Raw genomic sequence first — 23,140 nt, 5'->3', positions numbered from 1 at the left:
TGGAGAATATAATGGAAGAAAATTTTACGATTATAGAATTGTCCGATAATGAGGTCAAGTTTATGGAAGATAAGCTTGATGAATATGATCAAGAATATATTAAATTTAAAATGAATGGTGAAATAAGTATCGGCATTAAAGAAAATGGCTATTTAATTGCAGGCTTGAACGCATGTTTTACTGCATTTAAAATCTTATATGTTTCAACTGTATTTGTTGAAAAGGAATACAGAAGAAGAGGAATAGGAACCAGGCTGATGGATGAATTGGAAAGGAAAGCAAAGGAATTGGGAGCCAATATGATAAGACTGGATACTTTTGATTTTCAAGGCAGAGAATTCTATAAAAGCATAGGTTATGAAGAAGTTGGATTTTATAAGAATGGGATTGATTGCTTTGCAGAAAGCTTTTTTGTAAAAAGGCTGGATTAAAACTTAAGAAATTTTATTTATGAAAAGATATTTAACATAGGTTAAAACCTTGCATGGAGGATTAATAATGAGCTGGAAACTAAAACAAATCTTTATGTCGAATCCTAATTCGAACAATAATTATCCAAACTATGAAAACAAATTACAGCCGCTTATGAGCTTTGATGATTCTGAACTCAGGCTTCTTTTCGAAAAACATAAAAATGAAATTATGGCGATTGTTATCCAAGAAATTACGGCATATTTAGCGGATGAGGATGTGTGCAATGATGATGAAGATATGTTCCCGCGTAGATGTGAAATGACTGGTGAATGGTATGTTGGAGAAATTGAGTTATGGAAACAAAATGGAAGCATTTTAGGCAGTGTTCTTACACGATTTTTAGGCTATAATCCTCATCCTTCCGTGCGTATGCCTGTAGATGATTATTTGGGCCTGGAAGTTTTGATAATATATGACCCTGAGCATGAAACGTTTATTTTTGAAGGGGGGCTTAATAGTTCTTCGATTTAATATTAGTGATACTGGCGAAACTTATGGACATGATGTCCACAAGTTAGACCAGGTAGGTGAGGGGTGCAATCTTGATGGCAGGGCAAGAGCGAGTTACATAAGAATAATATGCTATAATTATTTGAAGAAAATTTTGTGGTGTAGGTATATGTACGATGCAGCTTAGTCCTTTCACATTATTATATAATAAAATTACCTAAGACAGGCACAAATCCTATCTTATCCAATATACATATTGTAAGCTTAAGTTACAAGGAGAGATGCAATGAAGAGAAAGGGAATCGCAGTACTGGCAGTCATTCTGCTTGTAGCGGTATTTCTGCCCGGCTGCAGTAAGAGTGACGGCAACCTGACAAAGGTACAGTTAAATGAAGTAGCACATTCCATTTTCTATGCTCCTCAATATGCGGCAATTGAACTGGGATATTTTAAGGATGAAGGTATTGATTTGGCACTTGTAAACGGACTTGGTGCGGATAAGACTATGACAGCCGTACTAAGCGGGGACGCGGATATCGGCTTTATGGGACCGGAAGCAACGGTCTACGTATACAATGAAGGAAAAGAAGATTATGTGGTGAACTTTGCCCAGTTAACACAGCGTGCAGGAAATTTCTTAGTAACAAAGGATAAGAATGAAACCTTTACCTGGGATAATCTTAAAGGTAAAACGGTTGTTGGCGGGCGTGCAGGCGGCATGCCGGAAATGGTATTTGAGTACATCTTAAAGAAGAACGGCTTAGATCCTAAGTCGGATTTAAGTATTGTCCAGAACATTGATTTCGGGCTGACTGCGCAGGCATTTGCAGCAGGCACCGGAGATTATACCATTGAATTTGAACCTGCCGCAACGGCCCTTGAAAAGGAAGGCACCGGTAAAGTAGCAGCCTCCCTTGGTGTAGAGAGCGGAAAGGTTCCCTATACTGCTTACTCCGCAAAGAAGAGCTATATCGAAAAGCACCCGGAGGTTATCCAGAAATTCACCAATGCCGTCCAGAAGGGCCTTGACTATGTGAATTCTCATAAACCGGAGGAAATTGCAAAGACAATTCAGCCTCAGTTCAAGGAAACAGACCTGGATACCCTTACTGCAATTGTAAAGAGATATTATGACCAGCAGACCTGGAAAGAAAATACGGTATTTCAGGAAGACAGCTTCAACCTCTTACAGGATATTCTGGAAGACGGAGGAGTTATCAGTACAAGGGCGCCTTATGATAAGGTGGTAACGACAGTGTATGCGGAAAAGGCAAAATAAAAACCAGAGTCGAAACAATAACAAAGAGCATGGCGGGAATCTCTATATTTCAGAGATTTCTGATGTGCTCTTTTGCTATATCGAGCAGCAGGGCTTTCCTATGTACATAATGATAGGACCTCTATATTATATCTTGCTTTTTTATTTGCCAAGTGGTAAAATTAAAAAACAGGAGGTGATAATATGCCATTAATTGTTGACAAAGATGAAGTGCAGTTGAATATAATTCATGCCTTCCAGGAATGTATCAAAGAAAAGCCCCTTGCTGCTATTTCCATGAGGGATGTAGCCGCGCAAGCACATATGTCCCATCAAAAACTGCTTTATTATTTCAAAGATAAAAATGATCTCGTTTATTCCTATGTCAGATATTCTAAGGATTTCTTTTCAAGCAAATGTATGGAATGGTTTGAGGAGAACGGACAGAAAAAGAATGAGACAAATAAAGCATATATAAACCGGTTTTTGAAATACGTGGCGGAAGGAAAAGAAGATGAACACCGTCCGAATGCAACTGTACAGATTTATATTCTGGCGCAGTATGATAAGGAAATAGCTGATATGGTGCAAAACATGTTCGCTGCATGGAAGGAAACAATGAAACAGTGCCTGGTAAGAATTTATGGCAAAGAGGTTGGCGAAAGGGAAGCGGAGGCTATGATGATTCTGATCAGCGGAACGTTTTTATGCAACTACAATAAGGTTCTGACCGGAAGTATAAACTCGGATGTTTTAGATTGTATTATTCATTTAAATGATGAGTGAAATTAACAGCAAAGGGAGAATGCTTATGAGTAAAAATAATATAAACCGGACAATCGGAAAGGAAAGTATCAAAATCCTGAAGATTGCTAATATCGTAATGCTGCTTATGATTTTGTTTCATGATGCTGACCATATCCGTCAGGCAATCGGATGGGGGTACCGTTTTACCTTTTCACTGCTGGCCATTAACTGCATTGCATATGCGCCAAACCTTGCTGCTTTTCTGCTATCCAGACAGGGACGTTTCAGCGGAGCTGTCTGGACCTGCATCGGTGGCATCAATACAGGTATTTCTTTTGCCAAGATACATTTGCTGGGAGCTTCTGTGAAGGTTTGGGGTCCCTGGAATGATTCCTTCTTTGTACTTGGTGCTGATGCAATCAGCTGGTGGATTCTTGCAATTACCATAGCTGTAGGTGTTGGCGTGGCAATGGCAGGAATGTATGTTATAGGCATGGAAAATAGAAAACCTCAGGAGAGCTATGAAGGATAGGGCCTCGCTGGCATTAAAGGGAATTAACTGTGGGGCCTGCGCACCGCAGATAGAAAAGCTTATGAAGGAAATAGACAGCGTTCAGGATATTTCCGTGAATGCTGTCACAAAAAAGGTGTCCTTCAGCTATGACCCGGTTAAAACGGACTTATCGGATATAGAAGTGAGGCTGCTCAAAGCGGGTTTCAGCACCGGGGCTTCCCCGGCGGAGCTGTATGAAGAGGAATTATATAAGCTTCAGAAGCTGTTATGGTTTGCCGGTATCCTTTGCCAGCCTTTTATGTGGGGATTATCTGCCCTTCCCCAGTTCCTGATAGCATCCGTGGTACAGGCAGTAGCTGGCAGGCCCTTTTATCAGGGGAGTCTGCGTGCTGTTAAAAACCGTTCCGCAAATATGGATGTTTTGATTGCACTTGGTACAACGGTAATCTATCTATATAGTTCCTTTATGTGTTTTACAACGGAAGTGCCGCAGCTGTACTTTGAATGCAGTGTATTCCTGCTGGCACTGATTCTTTTAGGAAAATATTTTGAGACGCTGGCAAAGGGAAATGCGGCGAAGACTGTCCGGAAGCTGCTGGAAATTCAGCCCGCTACTGCAATTTTATGGCAGGATGGCACGGAAAAGGAAGTTCCGGCAGGCTTTGTAAAAGCAGGTGATATCCTTGTGGTAAAGCCCGGCGGGAAAATACCGGCTGACGGTGTTGTAATAGAAGGAGAAACCTCTGTGGATGAGTCCATGCTGACCGGAGAGAGTATTCCGGTCGATAAAGCTCCGGGAGATGAAGTAATTGGGGCTACCTTCAACCGGTCGGGCAGCATCAGAATCAAGGCAGTCAGGACTGGTAAGGATACAATGCTTGAACAGATTGTTAGGACCGTTGAGAACGCCCAGGAAGCCAAGGCGCCCATCCAGAGGCTTGCTGACAGGATTGCAGCCGGTTTTGTACCGGCAGTTATTGTCATTGCAGCGCTTACGTTTGCTTACTGGTATTTTCGCGGAGGAGCCATGGATTTTAAAACGGCCATGCTGAATGCCAGTGCGGTGATGGTCATTGCCTGCCCCTGTGCATTGGGGCTGGCAACACCGACGGCGATTCTGGAGGGAACAAGCAGGGGAGCGGAACAGGGGATTCTGATTAAGGGCGGAGAAGCTCTGGAGCAGGTATGCAGTGTGGATACGGTTGTCTTTGATAAAACAGGAACACTTACCACCGGTGTCATGAAGGTGACGGAGGTCTGCCTGTATGAGGCTGACGGACTTAGCTTCGAGGAAGGTGAAAGGCTCTTATATGCCGTTGAAAGAAGGTCTGAGCACCCTGTAGCACAGGCGCTGGTAAAATTCCTTGAAGATAAGGGGGCAGACAAAGGCCCAATGACCGGTACATTTACTGCCCTGCCGGGAAGAGGTATCAGAGCAGAGATTGAAGGGCGGAGTGTGCTTGTAGGAAATATGGATTTCATGGCACAAAACAGCGTGGACATAAAAGAGGCAGCTATGCATTATGAAAAAGGGCTTGAAAAAGGAGCTTCGTTGGTATTTGAGGCGGTGGATGGTTCACTTGCCGCTTTATTCCTGGTTGCGGATACTATACGGGAGAACGCACCCTTGGTGGTTTCAGAGCTGAAAAAGCTGCAGGCAGAGATCTGGATGCTTACGGGCGACAATGAGAGCTGTGCTGCCAGTATTGCAGGTGAGCTTGGAATTGAGCATGTTATTTCGGGAGTTCTTCCGGCAGATAAGTCTGCTGAAATACAAAGATTGTCTGCCGGCGGAAAAAAGGTGGCCATGGTAGGTGACGGCATTAATGATGCGCCTGCCTTGGTTACTTCCACAGTCGGAATTGCAATGGGAAACGGAACCGATATAGCCATAGAAGCAGCAGACATTATCCTGGCCGGGAGTAATTTGGAGAACGTTGTAAATGCCATAAAGCTTAGCCGGATTACTATGAGGAATGTGAGGCAGAATCTTTTCTGGGCCCTTTTCTATAATGCCGTGGGAATTCCTTTAGCCGCAGCCGGTTTATTAAACCCGCTGGTAGCGGGGGCGGCAATGTCCCTTAGCTCAGTTACCGTGGTTTTTAATGCATTAAGAATCAAAAAAATCAAAATGAAATAAACGGGCGGAGGTTGCTAAATGCATGCTCAGGCAAGAATTTATCTGGACGGTATGTATTGCCGTGAGTGCAAGGATGTCATAGCCCTTGCACTTCGTAATAAGAATGGTATCATCCATGCTGATGTGAGTTATGCAAAGGCTGTTGCAGATATTGCTTATGATGATACGATGACGGATGTAAAACAAATCATAGAAACCAATCTTTTTATATTACATTCTTTGGGCAGCATCCAGTGCCAGTGCAGATCTTTCACATTCCTCTGTCAGCATGGATATCTGGTAGCATAGGGGACTTCCCTTCATTTTCTCGGAAGCATAGCTAAGTCCATTGGTACGTTCGTCAAGAAGAGGATGGTCAATCTGTCCGGGGTCGCCTAAGAGTATGACCTTGGTGCCTTTGCCTACCCTTGTTACAATACCCTTTACCTGCTTGGGGGTCAGATTTTGAGCTTCGTCGATAATCAGATAGGTGTGGGTAATAGAGCGCCCTCTGATAAAGTTCATGGCTTCTGCCATTATGATTCCCCTGGCAAACAGCTCATCAATCTTGCCCTTTAATTCTTTTTCGTTCTTGTAACGTTCCTTTTCATTTCTATCCACCAGTATTTCCAGGTTGTCTATGATGGGTCTTAAATAGGGGGCTATTTTTTCCTGCTCTGTTCCGGGCAGGAAGCCGATATCCTCATCGAATTGTACATTTGGCCTTGTTATCAATATTCTTCGGTAGCTCTTCTTATCGGCATTATAAATCTTGTCAAGACCTACTGCAAGCGAATAGAAGGTCTTAGCAGTACCTGCGGGACCTTTTACAATCACCAGAGGAGCGGTTTCCGCCTCCTGCATCAGTGCTTCCTGGAGGAATTTCTGTCCCACGTTAACAGGCTTTACTCCAAAGGGTTCTTCTTTCAGACTTTTTAAGGGAACAATAAGCTTGCCGTTATATCGTCCTAACAGGGTCTTCTTATCATTGGTTTCGGAATGAATAATAAAGAATTGATTATAGACCGGCTGGACTTCCTGCCTGAAAGAGGACATATCATCGGCGGAAATACCTTCCTTGGGGGGAATGTCTTCCGGAGCAGCGGGGAGATAGATCTGTTCCGGTGAAAGGCCCTTTTTCTTGAATTCACTCATAGCTTTATCGGAGGTGTATACATCCAGTCTTCCGGTATATTGTTCCTTTAAATGTGGGGATTGCTCCGTTGTAAAATCTTCGGCTGCAATTCCGATTTTTTGTGATTTCAGGCGGACAATAATATCCTTTGTCACAAGAATGACGGATTCCCCTTTTTCTGCCAGGCCTTTGCAAACCTTTAAAATCCGGTTGTCGTTGGAATCGGAAGCGAAGCCGAAGGGGAGGTCTATATTTACAAAGTTAGCTTCGATTTTAAGAGTGCCGCCGTTTTTCAGGGCTACTCCTTCAAACAGGTTGCCGGTCTGCCTTAGCTGTTCCAAATAACGTATGGACTGCCTTGCGTTGGCACCCCTTTCACCTTCTTCATTTTTTAATTTATCCAGTTCTTCCAATACAGCAATGGGGAGTACTACTTTATTATCCTCAAAAGAGAGTAATGCATAGGGGGATTGAATCAGAACATTTGTGTCCAGAACATAGGTTTTTGTCATAAGAAGCCTCCATCAGTCAGATTTTGGATAAGGAAAAAGAAAGCCTGCTGCAGCCTGTGTGCAGTAAGCTTTCTTAAGATTTATAGCGTAATTTGGGAAGGGGAATGTATCTTTTTGATGATAATTGGCGTTTTGCAAAGAACAATAACATGCCAAAGCTGTAGAGAAAGGAAAGAACCCAAAAAAACGGTTTCCACATAATACTGTGAAATAGCATCATAGGCGTTACCTCCTTAAGGTTATGAAAAATAGTTATTTTTGTATCTACTTTATTTATACTCTATGAACCTCCATCTGGCAATCATGAAAATGTAAATTGTTTATCACACCAATGTAAACTTGATATGAAAAACCGGAGCTAAATTATATTTTTAACTCCGGTTTCAAATGCTCTGTTTTATTTAATTGCTTCCGATATTATTCTTCAGAAGTTTCTCCTGATTCCTCGGATACTTTGGTAGCTTTATCCCCTACATGGCTCTTGCAGCCACAGTCGCAGGAATCCTCTTCCTCATCATCATCAAAGTCATCGTCAAAATCGTCATCGAAATCTTCCAAATAGTCAGGTGTAAAATATCTGTATACAGCATAAGCAATGCCGGCTACAGCAGCTACAGCACCGATTATTGCTAATATCATTACGATGCAGTTGCCGGATTTTTCCTCTTCTTTTTTGTGTAACAGACCACCTAGCTTTACCGCATCCAGTAAATCTTCCATCTTTGCATTCATAACAGCACTTCCTTTCTGTGTAAGATAAATTCAAGTATATTATAACACGAACAAGCTGATTTTACTATAAAAAATCTGGAAAATCATTGTATTTATGATAATTTCTTCAATTTCGCAAAGGAAGCCATCATTTTTTTCGTGCCTGCCGTTGAGAAATCCACCGTTACTTCATAATCTCTTCCCGCATTGTTAATATTGGTCACAAGGCCCACACCAAACTTGATATGGGATACGGTATCACCGATTCCGTAGTCTATGGTACCAAGGTTATTGCCTCCGAATTCTTTGGGTGCCTGGGTAAAATTCTTGTTTTTATCAAAAATACCGGAGGCAGACAGATTTGAGCCATTGGCGCCGCCTTTAAAGCTCCCCGGTGCAGGACGTGATACCCCTGCAGGCTGCAGCCGGCTGTTAAATTCCGGAACCAGACTGGCGTGGGAATTGCTGCGGAAAGGATTGGAGTTGTAAGGATTTTGTTCCATGGTGAGAAGATATCTCGGTATTTCACGAATAAACCTTGAGGGCCTGTTAAACTGGGTCTCTCCTCTTAGCATACGCTGGGAGCAGGCACTTAAGGAAAGGTGCTTCATAGCTCTTGTAATGCCCACATAGCAAAGTCTTCTTTCTTCTTCGATTTCTGTCTCAGGGTCCTCGGCATGAATGGACATATAGCTTGGAAAGATACCTTCCTCCATGCCGCACAGGTATACATAGGGAAATTCAAGTCCCTTGGCACTGTGGAGAGTCATTAACACTACCACATTGTTATCCTCTGCAAGGTTGTCAAGATCGGATACCAGGGCGACTTCTTCCAGAAAGTCACTTAAGGACGGCGGCTCTAAGGCTGCTTCTTCAAAGGCAACAATTTTACTTTTTAATTCACCGATGATTTCAATACGGTCATCCTCATTTTCCAATTCCTGACCCTTTAAATCCTCTATGTAACCGGTAGCCTCAATGATTTCCTCCAACAGGTCACTGATGGAATAATCAGGACGGGCAATCTTTGACTTTAATATTTCAATTAAGCTGACAAAGGAAGAGATTTTGGCAGCTGCCCTTTGAAGTCCGGGAATATAATCAGCCTGACGGAGAGCTTCGTAGAAGCTGATACCGTTTCCTATGGCATATTCCTCTACCTTATCGATGGTTGCAAGGCCGATACCTCTCTTTGGAATGTTAATGATACGCTTGACAGCAAGACTGTCCAGTCCGTTGCCAATGGTTTTTAAATAGGAGAGCAGGTCCTTTACTTCCTTACGGGCATAGAAGTTAATGCTTCCGATAATTTTATAGGGTATGCCTTTTACTACCAGCTTTTCTTCAAAGATACGGGATTGGGCATTGGTACGATATAGGATGGCAAAGTCCTGATAAGAGTCTTCTCCTGCCTGAACATTCTGGGCAATTTCATTGACAATGCTTTCGGCCTCCTGGGAGTCCCTGTCAAACTGGGTAAAGCGTACAGGGTCGCCTTCGGAATTATCAGTCCATAAAGCCTTGTCCTTTCTGCCCACATTGTTGGCAATGACTTCATTGGCAGCCTCCAGAATCCGCTTGGAGGAACGGTAATTCTGCTCCAGCTTGATTACCTTCGCCTGGGGATATTCCTTCTCAAAGTTTAGGATATTAAAGATATTGGCACCGCGGAATTTGTAGATGGACTGGTCATCATCACCTACGACGCACAGGTTATGCTCTCTGGAACCCTCTTCATTAATGCCGTCGGACAACAGCTTGATCAGCCTGAACTGGGCGGTATTGGTATCCTGGTACTCGTCCACCATAATGTACTGAAAGCGTCTCTGATAATAGGTAAGGGCTTCCTTGCTAGTCTGAAACAGCTCTGTGGTCTTAAAAATCAAATCGTCAAAATCCAGGGCATTATTTGACTTAAGGCGTTTCTGGTACTCCTTGTAGACAGAAGCATATTTTTGCTTTGTGAAATCCCCTACGGCTCTTAATTCGTATTCTTCAGGTGTAATTAACTCATCCTTGGCAGAGGATATAACGGATAACAAGCTTCTTTCTTTCAGGTTCTTGGTATCAATCTGAAGATATTTACATACCTCCCTCATAAGGCTCTTCTGATCGTCACTGTCATAAATGGTAAAGCCCTTATCATACCCCAATGTATCAATCCACCTTCTTAAAATTCTGACACAGGTGGAATGAAAGGTGCTGACCCAGATATTCTCGGAACCGTAGCCTACGATATTATCCACACGTTCCCTCATTTCCCCGGCGGCCTTATTGGTAAAGGTCAAAGCGAGAATGTTCCAGGGATTTACACCTCTCTTTTCCATCAGATAGGCAATCCTGTGGGTTAATACTCTGGTTTTTCCGGAACCTGCTCCTGCCAGTATTAAAAGCGGTCCTTTATTGTGCTCAACAGCCCTTTTCTGCTCTTCATTTAAGGTATCGTAAATGCTCATGTTATTTCACCTTTCCTGTATGTTTAAAATCTTCCGAGGGTCCTTACAGACCTTTTAGGATAACTATGTCCTCTTTTACATTTTTTCATTCCCGGTTTGCCGGAAGTAATCCGTAAGCAAACATATGTTTAATTATATCATGGAATAAGGGCAGAGACAAGGGAAGGAAGATATCTTCTACTCATTTTCTGCAACAACAGCAGATTTTTCTTCTTTGGAAGAATCCGGCTCCAGATTACTTTTTTGAATGGAGATGGTGGCAAGGGTACTGCTGATTTGGGATAACAGCACGGCTATAAGGTCTAATTCATCCGTTGTTTTTCCTTTTGCAATGGCTATGGCAAGAGAAGCGGCAAAGGCAGCTAATTCTTCCGGACACATAAAAATCACCTCTTATCAATATATGAAAAAAATGTGAGGGGGTGTTTGATATACATAAATTTTAGTGGGTTTCCGGAACGCGTTTTGACAGACCGGGCTTTTCCGCCATGATGGAAGAAGTCGAGGCAGGACGGGGTGAGGCAATTATCGTTAAGTACTGATGCCCAAAATGCAAAAGACGTAGGCGGTACAGAGCAACTAAAAGCCACCGACCAAATGAAATGGGGAGGTTTAATGCTATCGCACTCTTTTTTCTTGTCGCTTTAATCTTAAATACAAGATGTATCTATTTGTTGACAAAGCATTTTCCCTTTGCTATACTAAAACATACACAGCGTATGAAAAGAGGTACATTTATGTCACGAAACAAATATCCCGAAGAAACAGAACAGATAATACTTGATGCTGCATTAAAACTGTTTATTGAAAATGGCTATGAGCAAACAACAATTCTTGATATAGTCGATGAAATGGGCGGCCTGACACGAGGAGCCTTTTATCACCATTTCAAAACAAAGGAAGAAGTTTTTTTTGCGCTGACTGATAAATTATTTAATGAGATAGACCCTTTTGCAAAAATCAAAGTCCGCACCGACATAAATGGTTTAGAAAAAATAAAACTGACCTTGCAAATATTAAACGAGAGCGAAGAATATGCCGTACTTCACCTTCAAATACTTCCATTGATTGAAAGCAGCCCGACAGCTTTTAAGATATATATGGAAAAACAGCGAACCTTTTTAGCATCAAAATATGCTGAACTTATTGAAGAAGGTATAAACGATGGCTCAATCAAAGCAAAGTATCCGAAATTAACAGCGGAATTGTTTTTGTTGATTTGTAATGTTTGGATGATGCCGACAATATACCCACAGGCAAACGAAGAAGAAGCGTGGCAAAGATTTAATATGGCAAAGGATATTGTTGATTTTTTGGGGTTGCCGGTTCTCGATAAAACCCTAACTTCTCAGGTTGTAATAAATGACCAAGGTATCGTTGTTGAAATCAAAAAATGAGACAAGCAGAAGAGAATTACAAAAAAATAATTTTTTTAGCTAATACATACATACAATATGTATAATACTTAATTTAGGAGGATTTTTGTAATGAAAAGAAACGGCGTTGGACTGGAGGATCTTTTAGCAGAGTTTAACGAGAATATTGTCAGTAAACCAAGTTCTGCTACTCTTGGTATCGTTACTATTACTCGTAGGGATTTAGAAGAATTAAAGAAATCCAGCAAAAAGGCAAACATTAAAATGACTGGCATACTGACATTTTCGGAAGATGTTACACCTGACTTGGCGAAAGAAACCATAGAAAGTATTAAAGTTCGAGGAACAATAAAAGCCTCTCCTAAGGTGCAAGAAGTTTTGAATACACTCATTAACGAAACATAGTGGAATATGACAGTTATCAAAGAGCCAGACGCTAGACGCAGAGCCGATAACCAACGAGAATGAAACTCGTGGTTGTCGGCTCCTTTTCGTAGGGAGGATTGCCATTTTGCGGATGCTTTTAAAAGAACAAGAAAAAGGAATATAACACCACAATCCACCTGTTGTTTAACAGCTTTTTGCTGTGTTCAACAATGTGGTGGATAGCCGTTATTTAAGCCGCTTGCCCTTTATATTACCATCAATCTCACATTGGCAGAATTGAAAGACCCCAAGGACATAGCACACGCCCGTATCTATGACCGCATTTTAGAGCGTTGCGCCTTGGCCGCTTTTCGTCCTTTACAATTCGTTACTGGACAAGCCTGTCCAGGTAATTTGCCTTCTTTCTTGTGACTGCTATTATAGGATTGATTTGGATGTATCCGAAGCAATATTGCATAAAAATAATTGGGTTAAACTGTTAATATGTACAGAATATGTAAATAGATATTGTTAATAATTCCATGATATTGTATAATTACTAATGAAAACGGTTTCAAAAATTGAAAATTAATCATTTTCAATAAAATTTTCATATTTAACAACTTACAAAGGGGATTACAAAGCATTCAGCTTATGGGCTGGATGTATTTTTGAGAAAATCAGAAACCGGTTTCAAAATACCTTTGGCTGTTGCAGAACAAGGGTAACATTATTATCTTATGGGAGGTAACATGGTGAAAAAAAGAAAGCACCAAAAAATGGCATCCTGGATTCTTATATTGGCTCTGGTTATATCCTCTGTCAATATAGCTCCATTATTGCCGGTACGGGCAGAACAGCTCCTGTATTTTCAGGATAATTTTTCAGACGGGGATTACACTGCCAATCCGGCATGGACAGGAATTTCAGGAACCTGGGCCGTTTCAGAGGACCCGAAGAATGCCGGCAACAAGGTCTTAAAACAGACAGATACGGGAGAAGGTATCATAACAGCAGGGGAAAACTGGACGGATTCCACGGTGTCCATGCGGTTCTATACCGGCGCAGGCGGGGCATATCCGGGAATATTGGCCCGGCTCCAGGATTCCAGGAATTTTTATTATTTTCAACTGCAAAAGACATCCGGACTGGTATTGTCAAAAAGAGTAAACGGAACGGATACACAATTAAAATCCGTGCCCTATGCCATGGAGAATAACACCTGGTATACCCTTAAAATGGCTTTATCAGGAACCTCGATCAAATGCTATATCGTGAAGGCAGGAGTGGACATTCCTGTGATTAATATTACGGATTCAACTTATTCCGGTGGTAAAATCGGTATCCGGAACAAGTGGGAGCCGGTACTGGTGGATGATGTTACCGTATCAGAACCTCCGGCAGCAAATAACAGGGTATTAAAATCACAGCTCCAGGGTGCCGGCACTGTCTCTTTAAGCTGGGAGCCGATAGAGGGAGCAGCTGGCTATAATATATACCGTTCCACTACGGCAGGAGGCGGTTATGCGTATGCCGGTTTTTCACAAAGCAATTCCTTTACAGATACGGGACTGGCTTCTGATACAACCTATTATTATAAAATGGCATACCTGTACGGCGGGGTAACGGAGTCCCAGGACTCACCTGAAGTATCAGTTAAAACGTCGCTGGCTTCTCCGGCTGTACCTGAAGGCGGAACAATTACAGCCCTGGGGTCTTCCAGTATAAAGCTGAACTGGAAGGAAGCTGCAAAAGCAGAGGGTTACCGGGTAGTCCGTGCTGTTTCAGGAAGCGCCATAACGGTATATGAAGGGAAAGCGTTGACCTTTACGGATACCGGTTTAAATCCGGAAACCACCTATACGTATTATATAAAAGCTTACAATTCCACAGGGGAATCCATGCCTGTCGAACTGCAGGCAGCTACGTTCAGATACGATGCACCGGGGAATTTTAAAGCGGCTTCCCTTACGGACACTTCGGTAGGTTTAAGCTGGGATGAGGTTCAGAATATCGCCGTATCCGGGGCAGCCATTACGGCTACCGGTTCCGCGATTGTCTATAAAGTAACCAGAGCCGCAAGCTTGAACGGAACGTATTCCCAGGTATACAGCGGAGGAGAAAATACCTATATGGATAAGGGCTTGACCCAGGGCACAGGTTATTATTATAAACTTACGGCAGAAGTGGGAGGAACTGTTTCTGCAGAGTCCCAACCCCTTAGTGTCAGTACCGTCAGAACATCCTTTACGCCGGATACCCTATGGGTGGATACTTCCGGTAAAGCGATAGATGCACATGGTGCCGGTATTATGTATGATGAGATAACGGGAAAGTACTATTGGTACGGAGAATACCATACCGGAACCTGGCCTGGCCAGGGAGTCCGGGTCTATTCCTCAGAAGATTTGCTGAACTGGACGGATGAAGGCATGGCACTTACCATGATTCCCTCTATGGATTCCTTTACAAATGATCCGGTTATTTCAAGGATATATGGAGGAAGAACAGATCGGACAGCTATTTTTGAAGCTATGAGGACTGGCAGAATTGTGGAAAGGCCCAAGGTAATCTATAACAAAACTACCCATAAATATGTGATGTGGATGCACATGGAAGGCTACACCAATGCTGACGGAAGCCAGAATACCAGTTATGGAAAGGCACAGGCGGGAGTTGCTGTCAGTGATTCCCCGACCGGACCCTTTGAATATATCGATGATTACCGCATGGATATCTGTCCGGCCGACCAGACGGACTATTATCCTAGCAGCAAAGGTATGGCAAGGGATATGAATTTATTCCAGGACGAGGATGGAACAGCATATATTATTTATTCCAGTGAAGAGAATCTGACGATTTACATATCCAAATTAACAGAGGACTATTTGGATATCACCGGCTGGCATAAGGATAGTCAAGGGGTGGATGAAAATGGTGTGCCTGTCCGGGATTCAGCCTATAAAGCGGTATATGGAGTTGATTACGTCCGGGTTTTCCCCGGGGCGCAGCGGGAAGCACCGGCCATGTTTAAATACAGAGGAAAATACTATATGCTGACCTCCGGTGCAACGGGCTGGGCACCTAATCAGAACAAATACACGGCAGCGGATACTGTTTTCGGTACCTGGCAGGCCATGTCGGACCCCTTTGTAAGGACCTCCGCTTCAGACCCGAATCCTTTAAAAGCGTTTAATTCCCAAACTACCTGTGTCATTCCTGTGGATGCCCAAAAAGGAAAATTCATCTATGTAGGTGATGACTGGAACGGTGGAAATTTTGCAGGCAATGGTGCAAAATACATCTTTTTGCCCATTGATTTCGGTCAGGGTACGGATATGACCATCAAATGGTACGGCAGCTGGACCATAAATGCTTTAGACAATGGGGCAGGTATCGATTTGCAAACTACTCTGCCAGATACCTTTGAAACAGGAAAGACCCTGACTTTGCCCAATGAAATTATTGTCAGCATGAATGGGAAACGGATAGCAACGCCTGTAAACTGGACCTGTAATTCAGCAAATCTGAACGGAAGCATTACTTTCAGCAATCCGGGATTATACAGTCTGCAGGCAGGTTTGACGGCATTAAATAATAAAACCGTAACTTATAAAATTTATTCCATACCGGATAAGGCTGCCTATTTTGTGAATTGCAGCGGTTATAAAACCAGTGATTACAATTTTATGGCTTCTTATATGCAGGATACTTTAATAAACACAGATGTGGTGGATCAGGGTTACAATGACAGCAGCCAGTCATCCTGGGGATATTTGGGCTCCAATACGGCAGCAGCCGGTTCGGCAACAGGCGATTTATTCTCGACCTTACGGTATTTGAATGCCGGAAACAGCAGCTCTTCGCAGGCCGGTAAGGATTTGACCTATAAATTTACGGTTGATAACGGAACCTATTCTGTTTATACAGGCTTTAACGACATATGGAATAATTCCTCCAGGACGGCAGACCTTTACATAAATGGAGTCAAAAAGAACGCAATTACCTATCTTTCAAATGTGGTTTATAAAAATGATATAACAGTAACAGATGGCAACATTACTGTAACGGTCAGAAATACGGCAGCACAGGATCCTTTAATTAACTGGATTATCATAACATCAGATTCCTTAAGCCATGATTCCACAGCAGGGCTGAAGGTATTAAGCGGAACCACAGTGAGCTGGAATCCTGTAATCGGTGCGGAAGCCTATACCTTGTACCGCTCCGACAAATCAGACGGAACCTACCTTCCGGTCTACAAAGGTAAAAATACCTTCTATTCCGACAGTTACTTAAGTTCAGGCAAAACCTGCTACTATAAGGTGAGCAGTACGGTAAATGGAAAGGAAACTCCTTTATCCGGTGCTTTTGCAGCCATAAAGCTGCCGGAGATAAAAAACTTTGCCATGAGTGCGGCCGGTTTTCTGTTAAAGGGAGAGGACAGGGTATCCAATGCCAAGCTAATGTGGTCAACGGTACCGGAGGCATCAGGCTATACCGTATCCCGAAAGACTGATAATGGGGATTATGTCTTCCTGCAATCCTTAAGCGGTAGCTCAATGGATGATTATGACCTGGCAGAGGGGAGCAGTTACAGGTACAAGGTAGAGGCATATAAAGGGAATGAATTATTAGATACGGCTTTTTCTCAGACTGTGGAACCTTATAAAGTTCCAAAGGACTTAAAGAACTATGACAATACAGCCAATTCCTCCCTGGATGTAATTTCTGAGCTGCATGCAGGAGGTACCTATTATAAATTCCGGTATGAGAAGAAAGATACGGGAAATGGATTTAAGCAATTGGTACAGCAGACCTCTTCAGATGGTATAAATTATGGCAATGATAAGGTGGTATTAAGCTATAGGGACTCGGCGGATTTAGCTGACTGCAAGCTGGAATCAATGTCCATAGATTATCAAAAGGATATCAATGAATTTGTTTTATGGGCCCATTACGAAAACAGCACGGATTACACTTTGGGGCGTGTGGCGGTAGCTCATGGGGCACCGGGAGAAAGCTTTTCCTTTAGCAAGAGCTTTCAGCCCCTTGGAAATGACTCCAGAGATCTGGGCTTTTTCCAGGATGAGGATGGCTCTGCCTATTTAATATCTTCCGCACATAATAATACGGATACGATTCTTTATAAGCTTACCCCGGATTGGCTGGATGTGGAAAAGAAAATAACCACCATTTATGATGATAGCAACAGGGAAGCACCCTGCATGGTGAAAAAAGACGGAATCTACTATCTGTTTACTTCTCAGGCAGCAGGCTGGTATCCAAGTACTTCCATGTATTCCTCGGCTCCGGCCTTGAAGGGACCCTGGTCGGAGTTGCGTAACATTGGCAGTACTTCAACCTTTTCGGCACAGTCCGGGGGACTGGTGCATTTAAGCGGCACCAAAGCCGATGCTTATGCCATGATGGCAAACCGTTGGAGATTCGGCTGGAAAGATGCAACAGATACAACTGCGGCGCAAAGATTGCTGCCGATATCATTTTCAGAGGGATATGCATTTTTTGATTTCTATGAAAATGTACTTTACAGCGATACTGCCGGAACGATGCTTCCCATACAGAACGGAAGATTGTTATCCCAGAACAGACCGGCAGAAGCCACCGCCAATACATCCTTAGCGGCAAAGGTAAATGACGGGGATTATCAGACTATGTGGAAAGCCGATGCCAATACCGCTTGGCCTAGCTCCTGGACGGTGGATTTAGGCGCTGCCAGTGAGTTACGAAATATCCAGATTTCCTGGTATATGGTAAAAGGCTCGGAAGCTTATTACCAGTATAAAGTGGAAGGAAGCCTAGACGGTATAACTTATGAGACACTTCTGGATAAAACAGCCGGATATAATGATTACGGATTTACGGCAGAGGGCCTCAACGGTACGGCAAGATATGTCAGGGTTGAAATGATCAATGCAAAGATACAGAATAATAATTCCAACTGGTATACACCGCAGTTATATGAGGTAAAAGTATTTGGCAAGCCAATTGACATGGAGGCCCCGGTAATAACTACAGACCCGGCAAATACCGACAGCCTTGCTAATAAAGCTAATGTGAAGGTTACCCTTGGTACAAATGTAAAAGATGCAGAAATATATTATACAACAGATAATTTGGAGCCGGACAGGAATTCGGTGCGATATGAGAAAACATTTACAGTAAAAACGGATGCGAAAGAAGGAGAGACGGTCACAATAAAAGCGGTAACGGTTTATAAAGGAAATCAATCAAAGGTTACGGAAAGAAGGATTACTTTCCTGCCTATGACACCGATACCGACTGACACACCAATACCGACCGATATGCCAACACCGACTGATACGCCAACACCAACAAACACACCGATACCGACTAATACACCAGTACCAACTAATACACCGATACCGACTAACACGCCAACAGTGACTAACACACCATCACCGACCAGTACACCGCTGCCGACCAAAACTCCAACACCAACCAGCACGCCGACACCAAAACCCCAGCCAATCCCTGACCCAAAAGTTGAGAAGGTAGGGGCAAAAGGGAATCAGATTCCTGCAGCAATTTCCTCTATCATAACCGAGGGAAGGCTCAAGGTGGCCGTTGCCGTATCAGGGGATAAAATCAGGGAAATGGCGGAAAAAGCCGGAATAAGTCATAAGAACCTTCAGATACCTGTATCCACAGAACATGTCATAAAGCTGCTAAAGAGCAAGGAAGTAAATGATATAGCTATAACCGTAACCTTGGACAGCAGTTTTTTGAATGATAAAAAGATGCCTCTCATCGATATTAAGATGCCAAAAGAAATGTTACAGGCAGCAGCAGCCGGGAAAAAAGATATCAGCCTTACGGTCCGGGATGAAAAGGGAGGAGAGCTTTACACCTGGAGCTTTCATGGCAGGGAGCTGAATAAAAACAAGAAGGATATCAAAGCTCTTAACTTATCCCTGTCAGTGGAAAAAGTGGCAGAGAACGTTCAGGTGAGCAAATTGCTGGCAGGAAAGAATGGTAAAGGTTCAGCAAAGGAAAAAGGCGTGGTAATCAGCTTTAGAAATAACGGCATTTTACCTGCACAGGCTGCCGTTAAGATTTATATAGGTGCGGAAAGGTCCCATAAGAAAGACAGAGAAAAGGCATATGTATATTATTACAATGCCAGGTCAAAAAAGCTGGATGCCTTACCATATAGTTCCGGATATAAGGTGGATAGCAGCGGCTTCCTTACCATACAGATTAAACATTGTTCCGATTATGTAGTCCTTCCTGAAAAAGCAGATAAAAGTTTTGTCACAGCTCTGTCAGACCAGATAAAGGTTACACCGGAAAAAACCACATTGTCTATCAATTCGAAGACACCTGTGAAAATTAAAATGACATTGCCAGGCACCCTTGAGCAAGTAACCACCTTTGCTGAGAAAACTTCAGGAAATGCAGTAGGAGCCCTTGTGGTAACTTACCGTTCTGCAAATCCAAGAACAGCAGCCGTTACTTCCAAAGGAGAGATTACTGCCAAGGGAAAAGGTACGGCAGTCATTCTGACAACCATTAAGCTGTACAATGGAGAAACAAAAACCTTTCAGACAAAAATTACAGTAAAATAGTAACGATAAAATTTTGACCTCTTCCAGTTTTAAAGATGCCATTTATTTCAGCCTTTTTACACCTGGAAGAGGAAACTAAAAATCAACTAATATGGAACTGCATGTTAATTCATTTGTATAATTATTTTCACACTGTATGGTAAAAATTTGTTTACATCAAGTTTTTAATACTATATAATGGAAGATGAGGTGATTGTAATGGAGTTTAGTGATGATAAGTATTTAAAGACTCTTATACAGGGTATGAAGAAGCTGGATTATGTCGTTCCGGACGATATTCCTAATATAGATTTATATATGGATCAGGTCACAACCTTTATGGATGAGCATTTGAAATTCTCTAAACGCTACAATGAGGATAAGCTGCTTACAAAAACCATGATCAATAACTATACGAAGAATGATTTGCTGCCGCCGCCAAATAAGAAGAAATATACCAAAGAGCACATGCTGATGCTGATTTTTATTTATTACTTCAAAAATATTCTCAGCATTAACGATATCCAGCAAATGTTCAATCCGCTTACCGAGAAGTACTATGGGGGAAATTCAGAAATCGGACTGGAAGAGATTTATAAAGAGGTCTTTCAGTATGAAGAAGAACAGATGGATAACCTGTTAAAGGATGTTATCAGAAAGTACCGAAAATCCCAGGAAACCTTCAAAGAGGTAAAATCCAAGGAAGATAAAGAATTCTTGAATGTCTTTTCATTTATCTGTATGCTGGGCTTTGATGTTTATTTGAAAAAACAAATGATTGAAAAGCTGATAGATGATATGGCAAAAGAAATGGAGAAAAAACAATAAAAGTCTGACTTTAGGGGGTTAGCCTTTAAGTCAGACTTTTATTTTTTAATCGTTTGTTATCTCATCATCAGAAATGTCATCTTCCTGAAAATCGGATATTCTTGAAAATACCATATCGTATCCATCCTTGCCATAATTCAAAGAACGGTTCACTCGGCTGATGGTAGCTGTTGAGGCGCCTGTTTTTTCAGCAATCTCCAAATAGGTCTTATGGTCGCGCAGCATCCTGGCAACCTCAAAACGCTGTGACAGCGATAATAGTTCATTTACCGTGCAGATATCTTCAAAGAAAGTATAGCATTCTTCCTGGCTCTTCAGACTCAAGATAGCTTCAAATAAATAATCCACAGCATGGGTCCTTATATTTTTACTCAATTTTTCCTCTCCTGCTTCCTGTATTCTTAGGTACTTTGATACTATCATTTTAACACTACGCAGTTTTAAAGTAAAGGGTTATTTTTTATGGAAAAAAGCCGATAAACACTGCTTTTTAAGGCTATAATATTTCTCTGTTTATGACTTTGACTACATTTTGGCTGCCTTTATTTATATGGATTACTGACTATCAGCGTCTGCTGGTAGTTTTTTTGTATTTGAAATTAAGAAAGTGGTATTTATAAATGTAAAAGGAAGGATGAAGTTTGTTGTGAAGATCAATATTCAACCGGTATTAATGGATATGCTGCTGGCTCTAGGTTCATAAAAACAATAGCATGTTATTATCAAGAACATAAAAATTATCAAAAACATAAGAATTATCAAGAACATAAGAATTATCAAGAACATAAGAATTATCAAGAACATAAGAATTCCAAAGAACATAAGAAATATTAAGAACATAAGAATTCTAAAGAACATAGGAATTCTCAGAAGAGATTTCGTAAATACTTGTAGAGTATAGTGCAACGAATGCTTTATAAGGAGGCGTAAATATATAAATGAAAGAAGTGAAGGATGAATCAAAAATTAGTAAGGAACTAATAAAAGCAGTAAAGCCAAGGCTGTTTTTACCGGTATGGACTACTGTTATATGTTCTGGGCCACCGTTGAATCTTCTATTGAACCGTTTTTTGTTCAAGGATGCTCAAAATCCAACTGTCGCAATAATAATGACAATTATAGCAATAATAGGGCTTTTCCTTAGCTGGTATTGGTACATTAAAGAAAAAAGGTATTTTAGGAAGCTGGAAGAAGAGATTCCAAAAGTTGTACATTACTTGCATTCAATGGATAAATCCTTTCTTGATGAGGAATTAATTAAGCTTACGGATATTGTTCATACAATGCCAAGAAAAGAAATTTTGAGAGAATTAGAAGATATTTTGGACGGCAAATAATTAATATTGATTCGGGTGTCAGAAGGTCATGTTTATTGGAGGGATACTTGGAGTATAAAAATATACTAAGTTTTGTGAAAATCGTTTCAATGCATTTTTATACCCCACTGGGAAGGCCGTATAAGCAGCGGATGCTTTAATGGTTATCAAGATTCAATCAACCAAATGTGAGAATTTAAATAGTATAGCAGCATAACCTCCTTTAGAATATCGCCGGACTTATAGACACAGCAGAATGAAATGCCGCCTTTAATATTTTTTATATCCTTTATATATTCAACCTTAGTCTTACAAGCATTATTATATAGGTCCACTACACAGATATATAAGGGCTTAAAATCACCCAGGGTATTGTAGACGACAGCAACACTTACAGGCAGGCCGGATAAAATGATGGGGTTATTGGAATTAGCGTTTTCAATAAATGGCATGAACGGACACCTCCTTTAAATAATAATAACAAACATATGTTCTGATTTCAAGAGGGAATGAAAGGATAAGGTTAAGGATAGGAAAAGAGAGTAAAAAGAGAAAATAAGTTAATACAGGCAAAAAAATATTGCAGTGCTGCAGTATTTGCAATCAACCTCTTAAAAGACTATTAATGATTTTAAGGGGTATTTTATTATCTTTAAAAGGTAATTTTGTTATCTTCAAGAGGTATTTTATTATCTTTAAAGGTAATTTTGTTATCTTCAGGAGGTATTTTATTATCTTTAAAAAGATATCATTAAATAAAAAGAGTATAGCGAATTTATCTTATAAATTATAAAGATTTTTGGAAACAAAATTGAAATCTTGACATATATATTTATATATCGTAATATATGAATATAATGATTTGCAAATCAAACAGATAAAATAGCCTGCCTGTACCGGCAGATTTAATTTAACAATAATAAAAAGTATAGGAGAGGTTTCAATGGATAATAACATTAATCGTTATGCGGAAGCGGCAGAAATGCTTAAAGTGCTTGCTCATCCGGTGCGTCTTTGCATCGTCAACGGACTGCTTGAGAAGGGAGAATGTAATGTCAGCTATATGCAATCCTGTTTAAAGACACCTCAGTCCACAGTGTCCCAGCATTTGCAGAAGCTGAAGGCAGCAGGGATAATTGAGGGACGAAGAGAAGGACTTGAGATTTTTTACAGAATCAGTAATGAGAAGGTTGCTGAATTAATCAGAATATTGATTCAGGCGTCATAAGTCAATGGTATGTTTATTGAAGGAGTAAGTTCAGAAGGAAATTTAAGAAGAAAGGATGCCA

At 41.4% G+C, this 23,140-nt stretch carries 19 protein-coding genes and 1 pseudogene; 14 read left to right on the top strand and 6 right to left on the bottom strand.

Annotation, left to right across the window (positions count from 1 at the left end):
* Nucleotides 1-11 precede the first annotated feature (11 nt).
* The 7 genes from BUB77_RS24055 (at nucleotide 12) to BUB77_RS24020 (ending at nucleotide 5,871) form a co-directional block, all read left to right on the top strand.
* On the top strand, nucleotides 12-431 hold the full coding sequence (locus BUB77_RS24055) for a GNAT family N-acetyltransferase (RefSeq protein WP_139241308.1): 420 nt from the start codon (nucleotides 12-14) through the stop codon (nucleotides 429-431).
* Nucleotides 432-498: 67 nt separating this feature from the next.
* The gene (locus tag BUB77_RS24050) at nucleotides 499-945 is read left to right on the top strand and encodes a hypothetical protein (RefSeq protein WP_073279633.1); all 447 of its coding nucleotides are present in this window, start codon (nucleotides 499-501) and stop codon (nucleotides 943-945) included.
* A 265-nt stretch (nucleotides 946-1,210) separates the two neighbouring features.
* On the top strand, nucleotides 1,211-2,203 hold the full coding sequence (locus BUB77_RS24045; protein WP_073279632.1) for an ABC transporter substrate-binding protein: 993 nt from the start codon (nucleotides 1,211-1,213) through the stop codon (nucleotides 2,201-2,203).
* A gap of 183 nt (nucleotides 2,204-2,386) precedes the next feature.
* A complete protein-coding gene (locus tag BUB77_RS24035; protein ID WP_073279629.1) occupies nucleotides 2,387-2,968 on the top strand; it encodes a TetR/AcrR family transcriptional regulator in 582 nt (193 codons plus the stop codon).
* A 25-nt stretch (nucleotides 2,969-2,993) separates the two neighbouring features.
* Entirely contained in the window at nucleotides 2,994-3,461 is a 468-nt protein-coding gene (locus tag BUB77_RS24030) for a hypothetical protein (protein ID WP_207650861.1), read from the top strand.
* Nucleotides 3,451-5,583 carry a heavy metal translocating P-type ATPase gene (locus BUB77_RS24025; RefSeq protein ID WP_073279628.1) on the top strand — a complete coding sequence of 711 codons (2,133 nt, stop codon included), beginning with the start codon at nucleotides 3,451-3,453 and terminating at the stop codon, nucleotides 5,581-5,583. Before BUB77_RS24030 ends, BUB77_RS24025 begins: the two co-directional genes overlap by 11 nt.
* Before the next feature lie 18 nt (nucleotides 5,584-5,601).
* On the top strand, nucleotides 5,602-5,871 hold the full coding sequence (locus tag BUB77_RS24020; protein ID WP_073279627.1) for a heavy-metal-associated domain-containing protein: 270 nt from the start codon (nucleotides 5,602-5,604) through the stop codon (nucleotides 5,869-5,871).
* Here BUB77_RS24020 and BUB77_RS24015 read toward each other — a convergent pair.
* From BUB77_RS24015 to BUB77_RS24000, 4 genes are all read right to left on the bottom strand, one after another.
* Nucleotides 5,794-7,209, bottom strand: a complete 1,416-nt coding sequence (locus BUB77_RS24015) for a PhoH family protein (protein WP_073279626.1) — start codon at nucleotides 7,207-7,209, stop codon at nucleotides 5,794-5,796. The genes BUB77_RS24020 and BUB77_RS24015 overlap by 78 nt on opposite strands.
* Before the next feature lie 417 nt (nucleotides 7,210-7,626).
* Nucleotides 7,627-7,941 (bottom strand): DUF4366 domain-containing protein, encoded by a 315-nt coding sequence (locus BUB77_RS24010; protein WP_073279625.1) that lies wholly within the window; start codon nucleotides 7,939-7,941, stop codon nucleotides 7,627-7,629.
* 92 nt (nucleotides 7,942-8,033) lie between these two features.
* Nucleotides 8,034-10,376 (bottom strand): ATP-dependent helicase, encoded by a 2,343-nt coding sequence (locus BUB77_RS24005; RefSeq protein WP_073279624.1) that lies wholly within the window; start codon nucleotides 10,374-10,376, stop codon nucleotides 8,034-8,036.
* A gap of 177 nt (nucleotides 10,377-10,553) precedes the next feature.
* Entirely contained in the window at nucleotides 10,554-10,757 is a 204-nt protein-coding gene (locus BUB77_RS24000; protein WP_073279623.1) for a DUF6774 domain-containing protein, read from the bottom strand.
* A gap of 356 nt (nucleotides 10,758-11,113) precedes the next feature.
* On the opposite strand from BUB77_RS24000, the gene BUB77_RS23995 reads away from it, so the two are divergent.
* The 5 genes and pseudogenes from BUB77_RS23995 (at nucleotide 11,114) to BUB77_RS23960 (ending at nucleotide 20,535) form a co-directional block, all read left to right on the top strand.
* Complete coding sequence (locus BUB77_RS23995; RefSeq protein ID WP_073279621.1) at nucleotides 11,114-11,773, top strand: TetR/AcrR family transcriptional regulator; 660 nt, start codon at nucleotides 11,114-11,116, stop codon at nucleotides 11,771-11,773.
* A 90-nt stretch (nucleotides 11,774-11,863) separates the two neighbouring features.
* Complete coding sequence (locus tag BUB77_RS23990; protein WP_073279619.1) at nucleotides 11,864-12,157, top strand: hypothetical protein; 294 nt, start codon at nucleotides 11,864-11,866, stop codon at nucleotides 12,155-12,157.
* A 193-nt stretch (nucleotides 12,158-12,350) separates the two neighbouring features.
* Nucleotides 12,351-12,550 (top strand): annotated as a pseudogene (locus BUB77_RS31060) (hypothetical protein); the annotation flags it as partial.
* Between the two features lie 320 nt (nucleotides 12,551-12,870).
* A complete protein-coding gene (locus BUB77_RS29275) occupies nucleotides 12,871-19,728 on the top strand; it encodes a family 43 glycosylhydrolase (protein WP_170866736.1) in 6,858 nt (2,285 codons plus the stop codon).
* A 198-nt stretch (nucleotides 19,729-19,926) separates the two neighbouring features.
* The gene (locus BUB77_RS23960) at nucleotides 19,927-20,535 is read left to right on the top strand and encodes a DUF1836 domain-containing protein (RefSeq protein WP_073279617.1); all 609 of its coding nucleotides are present in this window, start codon (nucleotides 19,927-19,929) and stop codon (nucleotides 20,533-20,535) included.
* Between the two features lie 45 nt (nucleotides 20,536-20,580).
* On the opposite strand, the gene BUB77_RS23955 is transcribed toward BUB77_RS23960, so the two are convergent.
* Nucleotides 20,581-20,910 (bottom strand): YerC/YecD family TrpR-related protein, encoded by a 330-nt coding sequence (locus BUB77_RS23955; protein ID WP_073279615.1) that lies wholly within the window; start codon nucleotides 20,908-20,910, stop codon nucleotides 20,581-20,583.
* A 563-nt stretch (nucleotides 20,911-21,473) separates the two neighbouring features.
* On the opposite strand from BUB77_RS23955, the gene BUB77_RS23950 reads away from it, so the two are divergent.
* The gene (locus BUB77_RS23950) at nucleotides 21,474-21,872 is read left to right on the top strand and encodes a hypothetical protein (protein ID WP_073279613.1); all 399 of its coding nucleotides are present in this window, start codon (nucleotides 21,474-21,476) and stop codon (nucleotides 21,870-21,872) included.
* A gap of 146 nt (nucleotides 21,873-22,018) precedes the next feature.
* On the opposite strand, the gene BUB77_RS23945 is transcribed toward BUB77_RS23950, so the two are convergent.
* Entirely contained in the window at nucleotides 22,019-22,303 is a 285-nt protein-coding gene (locus tag BUB77_RS23945; protein ID WP_073279611.1) for a hypothetical protein, read from the bottom strand.
* 491 nt (nucleotides 22,304-22,794) lie between these two features.
* Between BUB77_RS23945 and BUB77_RS23940 the strand changes: the two genes are divergently transcribed.
* Nucleotides 22,795-23,079, top strand: coding sequence for an ArsR/SmtB family transcription factor (locus BUB77_RS23940; RefSeq protein WP_073279609.1), 285 nt, complete (start codon nucleotides 22,795-22,797; stop codon nucleotides 23,077-23,079).
* Nucleotides 23,080-23,140 lie beyond the last annotated feature (61 nt).

Origin of the sequence: Anaerocolumna jejuensis DSM 15929 (assembly GCF_900142215.1) — a bacterium.
Classification (GTDB): domain Bacteria; phylum Bacillota; class Clostridia; order Lachnospirales; family Lachnospiraceae; genus Anaerocolumna; species Anaerocolumna jejuensis.
Note: the sequence above shows the minus strand (reverse complement) of the source record. Positions and strands in the feature narration are given on the sequence as shown.

What these genes read in the sequence shown, in the direction of transcription:
- BUB77_RS23940 (WP_073279609.1), top strand. Translation starts at nt 22,795, where the DNA reads ATGGATAATAACATTAATCGTTATGCGGAAGCGGCAGAAATGCTTAAA.
- BUB77_RS23960 (WP_073279617.1), top strand. Translation starts at nt 19,927, where the DNA reads ATGGAGTTTAGTGATGATAAGTATTTAAAGACTCTTATACAGGGTATG.
- BUB77_RS23950 (WP_073279613.1), top strand. Translation starts at nt 21,474, where the DNA reads ATGAAAGAAGTGAAGGATGAATCAAAAATTAGTAAGGAACTAATAAAA.
- BUB77_RS24045 (WP_073279632.1), top strand. Translation starts at nt 1,211, where the DNA reads ATGAAGAGAAAGGGAATCGCAGTACTGGCAGTCATTCTGCTTGTAGCG.
- BUB77_RS23945 (WP_073279611.1), bottom strand. Translation starts at nt 22,303, where the DNA reads ATGCCATTTATTGAAAACGCTAATTCCAATAACCCCATCATTTTATCC.
- BUB77_RS24030 (WP_207650861.1), top strand. Translation starts at nt 2,994, where the DNA reads ATGAGTAAAAATAATATAAACCGGACAATCGGAAAGGAAAGTATCAAA.
- BUB77_RS23990 (WP_073279619.1), top strand. Translation starts at nt 11,864, where the DNA reads ATGAAAAGAAACGGCGTTGGACTGGAGGATCTTTTAGCAGAGTTTAAC.
- BUB77_RS24015 (WP_073279626.1), bottom strand. Translation starts at nt 7,209, where the DNA reads ATGACAAAAACCTATGTTCTGGACACAAATGTTCTGATTCAATCCCCC.
- BUB77_RS24055 (WP_139241308.1), top strand. Translation starts at nt 12, where the DNA reads ATGGAAGAAAATTTTACGATTATAGAATTGTCCGATAATGAGGTCAAG.
- BUB77_RS24000 (WP_073279623.1), bottom strand. Translation starts at nt 10,757, where the DNA reads ATGTGTCCGGAAGAATTAGCTGCCTTTGCCGCTTCTCTTGCCATAGCC.
- BUB77_RS24005 (WP_073279624.1), bottom strand. Translation starts at nt 10,376, where the DNA reads ATGAGCATTTACGATACCTTAAATGAAGAGCAGAAAAGGGCTGTTGAG.
- BUB77_RS24035 (WP_073279629.1), top strand. Translation starts at nt 2,387, where the DNA reads ATGCCATTAATTGTTGACAAAGATGAAGTGCAGTTGAATATAATTCAT.
- BUB77_RS24010 (WP_073279625.1), bottom strand. Translation starts at nt 7,941, where the DNA reads ATGAATGCAAAGATGGAAGATTTACTGGATGCGGTAAAGCTAGGTGGT.
- BUB77_RS24050 (WP_073279633.1), top strand. Translation starts at nt 499, where the DNA reads ATGAGCTGGAAACTAAAACAAATCTTTATGTCGAATCCTAATTCGAAC.
- BUB77_RS29275 (WP_170866736.1), top strand. Translation starts at nt 12,871, where the DNA reads ATGGTGAAAAAAAGAAAGCACCAAAAAATGGCATCCTGGATTCTTATA.
- BUB77_RS24025 (WP_073279628.1), top strand. Translation starts at nt 3,451, where the DNA reads ATGAAGGATAGGGCCTCGCTGGCATTAAAGGGAATTAACTGTGGGGCC.
- BUB77_RS23995 (WP_073279621.1), top strand. Translation starts at nt 11,114, where the DNA reads ATGTCACGAAACAAATATCCCGAAGAAACAGAACAGATAATACTTGAT.
- BUB77_RS24020 (WP_073279627.1), top strand. Translation starts at nt 5,602, where the DNA reads ATGCATGCTCAGGCAAGAATTTATCTGGACGGTATGTATTGCCGTGAG.